Raw genomic sequence first — 5,868 nt, 5'->3', positions numbered from 1 at the left:
TAAGTTAAAATAATAAAAAAATACTTTAATAAAAAAATACTTGACTTTTTTTATTTTTATGTTATCTTATGTATAGATTAATTAAAAGAGTTTAATTTAATTATGAATAATAAATTTTGCGTTAAATTCGTAACAGACAGACAGACTATAATTCTGTCCTTTTTCTATTGCAATTTATAAATTATATATTTTATCTATATAAAAAATATATTCTACATTTAGTTAATCCAATTTTAACTTTGTATAACCTATCGGGAAATATCTCTCGACTGTTTATAAATAAAAGAATTAATATTTCCATAAAAGGAGTATAAATTATGAAATTTAAATTATTTATTTTTACGATTATTTTGAGTATTTTTTATTTTCAAATAATTTCTTGCAAAAGCAATGAAGAGCCACAACCCGTTTATTCTACCTATACGGGAATTGTAGACCCATCTCCTCATTTGCCTTCAATGTATGATATAATTGACTATGAATTTAGACAATTTATAGTAAAAGAAGGTTTAGAAGAATATAGAGTTATGGTTCAATCGGATATTGATAAATTAAACGAATATGCTACGGGAGAAAATATAGGAAAAACTATAACAATAAAAGCCACTTACTCGAATAATTTTAAAGGAAACCGAACGGGAGCTATAAATACTGTTGGGCAATCTTGGGACAAATATTTATTTGATATTAGCATCGTATCTGCAGAGCCTACTAAAGAAAAGTGGGGTTTACTAAAGGAAAATGAAAGCTATTATTATTTGGAAGAAAATGAAACCTCTGAAATTTATAAGCTTCTCGCTATTGATATGAATACGGCGAATTTATTTTCAAGTTATTTAAATAAACAAGTTAGAGTATTGGGAGAAGAGTCGACAATTGAAGAAAATATTAAGACAATATTTGTTAAAGATATTACTCTTGTTACTACTGTTACAGAATAACTTTTAATTTGACTTTTAAAGGTAACCTTATATAATAGATTTATGTATAATGTTATCGTTGCTGGTTCTACGGATTTTACGGCGGATTGTATTTTGCAATTAATGAAAATGGATAATGTCAATATATCCTCGATAATAGCGCCGATAGATTCCAAAAAAGACAGAAAGGGAAATATAATAATATCCGAAGTAAGCAAAATAGCTTTGGAAAATAATATTAAACTTTTGAAACCAGAAAACATAAACGGCGAAGATTTTAATAAAACTTTATCCGATTTAAAACCAGATTTTTTAATCGTTATCGCTTATGGAAAAATTTTATCGAAAAAAACTTTATCGATTCCTAAAATAATGCCAATAAATATTCACGGTTCTCTTTTGCCAATTTTGAGAGGAGCGAGTCCCGTGGAACATGCTTTACTAAACGGATTTAAAAAGACGGGAACGACATTACAAAAAATGGATTATAAATTGGACGAAGGAGATATTATATTGCAAGAAGAATTTGAAATTTCGGAAAATTGGCAGTTTTACGAATTATACGAAGAAATTAAAAAAAGCGGAGTTAATTTATTAAAAGAATTTTTTAGCGATGTCGAAAAATATATTTCAAATCTGAAAAAACAGGACGATAAAAAAGCCACTTATTGCAAGAAAATAAAAAAAGAAGACGGAAAATTGGATTTTTCAAAAGACGCTTTAAGCTTGCATAATATGACTAAAGCGTTTGTCCGATACCCAATGGCGTTTTGTTATTACGATAATTTTATGATAAAAGTTTTTAAAAGCGAATATCAAAAATCAGACAATAATTCAAATTTCGGAAAAATACTCGAAACGAATAACGATGGAATTTTTGTCTCGGCGTTAAACGGAATTTATATCATAAAAGAATTGCAAAAAGAAGGAAAAAAAAGACAAACCGTTAAAGAATTTTTATGCGGAAATAAATTAAAAGAAGGCGAATATTTTAAATAGAGGAGTTTAAATATAAATTATGAAAGACTTAATTAATAAAATTAAATCGAATAAAACAAAATATTTTTTTAATAAAGCAAAAATTAAATTAATGAAATTTCTAAAAATAATTCTGCCAAAAGATATAATGGTTAATCAAAATTCGGCGTTGGTTTTTAAGAGGCTTCTTCTATTTGCATTATTATTATTCGTTTTGCAATGTTTCGTGGTTTCGATAGTCGTGTTTATAGTGGTGAAAGCTGGCGGAAAATCTTTCATACTTCCCGATGTTTTGAATAAAGAAATTTACGAAGCTTTTGATATTTTGGAAAAAGAAAATATTAATCTAAAAGTTCAAACTCATTATTTTAGTAATTTTCCTTTGGGAACTGTCGTAAATCAAGAGCCTAAAGGCGGAGTGAAAATAAAAGAAGGAAGAACTGTATATTTGGTAATTAACTCTCCCGAACAGATAACCTTAAATATGCCCGATATTACGGGAATGAAATACGAAGAAGCGCTTAATATAATTTCAAACGAAGTGATAAGCAGATTGCCGAATATTATTATTAACGATATTATTGAATTGCAAGACGAAACTAACGAAAACGATATTGTTTTATCTCAAATTCCTAAAGAGAACGAGATTATAAAAAATAATATGGAAATAACTTTAACGGTTAATAAGAAAAGCGAAAATTGATTTATATATAAGAATTGTGAAAATTTTTCCGATTATGAATATTGGAGTATTATATAGCGATGACAAATAATAAATGCGAATTCTGTAATGGCGAAGAATCGGAACTCTATATAAAATCCGATTTGGTTAGCTATAATAAATGTTCAAATTGCGGATTAATTTATCAATATCCCGTTATAAGCCAAAAAGAAATTGACGCTATATATGACGACAATTATTTTGAATACGAGGTTGCAAATCAGGAGAATTTTTTTAAGCTTATAAGACTCGCGTTAAAGGATATAGATTTTGAAAATATAAAAAAAGAATTTCCAAATAAAAATGTTTTGGATATAGGATGCGCTACGGGAATGACTCTTAATTATTTGAAAAGCGAAGGTTACTATACTTACGGAGTTGAAATTTGTTCTTCTTCGGCAAAATACGCGAGAGAAAATTATAATTTGAAAGTTTATGAGAGAAGCCTTATAGAAATCGGTTTTGAAAGCGATTTTTTTTCGTTTATACATTTTTCGCATGTTATAGAGCATGTTCCAAATCCCGCCGAAACTTTAAAAGAAGTTTATAGAATACTCGCTAAAGGAGGCTATTTGGCTATTACGACTCCAAACGCGGACGGAATATTTGCGAAAAAATACGGCGCTAAATGGCGGGCGGTTATGCCTCAACATTTATGGCTTTTTTCAAAAAAAACTTTATCTAAATATATGAAAAGTATAGGCTTCAATATTATGAAAGATTTTTCTTGGGGAAGTATTCCCATAGAGAAAAATTCTAATAAATTAATAAAGTTATTTTTTGATAAATATGTTAAAATATTCAATAAAGGCGATGTGATGCTTTTTTTATGTAAAAAATAATTTATAATAAAATTTATAATAAAATATAAGCAATAAATTAAGGAGATTATTATGGCAACGGAAAATAGCGGATTACTTTCAATGGACCCCAACAATTACGAATATTCTTTTGACAATACCATCAATGTTCGGGAAATATACGAAAAAATTGTGGACTCCGAACCTAATAATCAACTTTTATATACCGAGCTTTTGAAAAATTACGCGGTAACAGGCGAGCAAATTTTAAAATCAATCACTAAAAGAGCTGGAATCAAAGCGGGAAAAAATGTTAAATTCGATAAAATGACGGGCATATACAGAAGCGCCGTTTTCGGTTATGTGGTTTATGACGGCATGAATTCCGTTTCGGTTATTCCCGTTATAAATGTGGAAGATAAATGGCGCGGAATCATGGTTTTGCCTCCTCAAAAACAATTAAAAAGACAATTATCCGCGGACGATATTCAAAATCTTATTTCGGAAATACCGATTAAATTGATGGTAGATTACGATAAAGTTTCAGAGCTTGTCGAAGAGAATTTGAAATTTAACGAAGGAGTTTGCTGCGTATTCGTTGAAGGAAAAAAACCAATAGACGGCAATGTGCAAAAAGTTATACTCGATTACGATATGTCGATAGAAACGGGAAAAAAATCGGAAGACGGAAGCATAGATTTTAAAGAAAGAAGTTTTATACATAATATAGACGCGGGAGTTCAAATAGCTCATTTCATTCCCGAAAAACCCGCGATTGACGGACTCGATATTTACGATGAAGTTTTGGAAGCGAATTATGATGAAGACCCTTGCTACAAAATCGGAAATAATCTTAAAGTTGAAGCGGACGGAATAAATATAAAAAGCGCTATAAAAGGAATTTTGGTAAACAACAATAATACAATTTCGGTTAGCAATGTGATTGAAATTGAAAAAGTCGATTTGTCTACGGGAAATATAGAAGTTGACGGTTCTGTTATAATCAAAGAAAATGTAACCCCGGGATTTAGCATTAAAACCGAAGGCGATATTAAAGTAAACGGAAATATCGAAGACGCTAAAATAAACTGCGGAGGAAATTTAATCGTATCGGGAGGAATTATCGGCGGACCCGACAGCGACATGCATATAAACGGAAAAGTTTACGCATCTTTTATAAGAAACGCCAATTTAATATCGAACGGAGATGTGATAGCGAATCAAATAGTAAACTCGGACATATCTTGCAATAATAGAGTTATAGTATTGGAAGGAAAGGGAGTAATAATCGGAGGAAATGTAAAGGCTTTAAACGGAGTTTGGGCAAGAAGTATAGGAGCGATAAGCGAATCCAAAACGACTATTATTGTCGGAAGAGACGCCGAAGCATACGCTTTATTTAAAAATATACAAACAACAATAAAAGCGAATAGAGAAGAGATAAGCAAATTTAAAACTCTGCTCGGTTCGGAATATTTTAAAGACCCTAAAGCGTTTATACAGAGAATACCAGAAAATAAAAGAGAGACGATAAAAAATATATTGAAGAAAGTGACCAACCTTGTAAAAGAAACGACCGAATTGGAAGAAAAAAGAAAAGAAATGAGCGAAGAATTTGAAAAATTATCCAACAGCAGCGTCACTTCTATGGAAGGATTTTTTCCCGGCGTTACGGTTTATATATCGAATATAAGAAAATATATTACGAATAAAATCTCTGGAACGGAATATTTTTACTCGAAAGAATTAAGAGATATTTCAGAAAAAGCTCCGAAGATTTTGCCGCCAGAAGAATATGCGAAAATCGATGTCGTAGCCGAAAGATAATTATATTTCGCAAACGGGAGATTGTCGAACCTTTATTTTAATCGCGCTTTTTTCTCCGAATATCGAATCCATAAGTTTTGTATATTCTTCGACTTTATTTAACGGAATAAGCGATTGAATAGTTCCCGCAAAACCTCCGCCATGAACTCTGCATGCTCCGTCTCCGTTTAAAAAATCTTTCGTAAGCGTTAAAGCCAAAGCGACTCCCATATTTTTTGAGCTTGTAATTGAAAAACAATTTTGCAAATACATAAAACTTGAAAGCCCCGATTCGTTCATAAGATTCAAATATTTTTTTATATCGTTATTTTTTAAAGCGTTAATTTGATTTATGACTCTTTCGTTTTCGGTAATGAAATGATAGGCTCGCAATATCGCTCTGTCTCCTATAGTCTCTCTTATTTTTGAAGCGTTTGAAATTAATTCTTCTTTTGTTATATCTCGGCAAACTTCTTTTGAAAAATATTTTGCAATTGAATTCATTTCCTCTCTTATCGCCGCGTATTCTCCAGTAAGCGAACTATGGTCTCCCTTCGCGTCTACTATCATTAAAGCGTAGCCCGATTTTTCAAAGTCGTATTCCACTTTTTCTATTCGAGCGTATTCCACTTTTTCTATTCGA

At 30.6% G+C, this 5,868-nt stretch carries 5 protein-coding genes and 1 pseudogene; 5 read left to right on the top strand and 1 reads right to left on the bottom strand.

The window, feature by feature from the left end; translation table 11 throughout:
• Positions 1-317: 317 nt before the first annotated feature.
• Genes EZH24_RS06190 through EZH24_RS06170 form a run of 5 tightly spaced genes read left to right on the top strand, consistent with a single transcriptional unit; the run spans position 318 to position 5,246 of the window.
• Positions 318-941, top strand: a complete 624-nt coding sequence (locus EZH24_RS06190) for a hypothetical protein (protein WP_137998263.1) — start codon at positions 318-320, stop codon at positions 939-941.
• Between the two features lie 42 nt (positions 942-983).
• The gene (gene fmt / locus EZH24_RS06185; RefSeq protein WP_137998262.1) at positions 984-1,919 is read left to right on the top strand and encodes a methionyl-tRNA formyltransferase; all 936 of its coding nucleotides are present in this window, start codon (positions 984-986) and stop codon (positions 1,917-1,919) included.
• A 19-nt stretch (positions 1,920-1,938) separates the two neighbouring features.
• A complete protein-coding gene (locus tag EZH24_RS06180; RefSeq protein ID WP_137998261.1) occupies positions 1,939-2,601 on the top strand; it encodes a PASTA domain-containing protein in 663 nt (220 codons plus the stop codon).
• Between the two features lie 59 nt (positions 2,602-2,660).
• On the top strand, positions 2,661-3,461 hold the full coding sequence (locus tag EZH24_RS06175) for a class I SAM-dependent methyltransferase (protein WP_137998260.1): 801 nt from the start codon (positions 2,661-2,663) through the stop codon (positions 3,459-3,461).
• A gap of 51 nt (positions 3,462-3,512) precedes the next feature.
• The gene (locus EZH24_RS06170) at positions 3,513-5,246 is read left to right on the top strand and encodes a DUF342 domain-containing protein (protein WP_137998259.1); all 1,734 of its coding nucleotides are present in this window, start codon (positions 3,513-3,515) and stop codon (positions 5,244-5,246) included.
• Here the strand turns inward: EZH24_RS06170 and EZH24_RS06165 are convergent.
• A pseudogene (locus EZH24_RS06165) lies at positions 5,247-5,868 on the bottom strand (galactokinase); the annotation flags it as partial. It lies immediately after the preceding gene.

It is taken from the genome of Brachyspira catarrhinii (assembly GCF_005518285.1).
Lineage (GTDB): Bacteria > Spirochaetota > Brachyspiria > Brachyspirales > Brachyspiraceae > Brachyspira > Brachyspira catarrhinii.
Note: the sequence above shows the minus strand (reverse complement) of the source record. Positions and strands in the feature narration are given on the sequence as shown.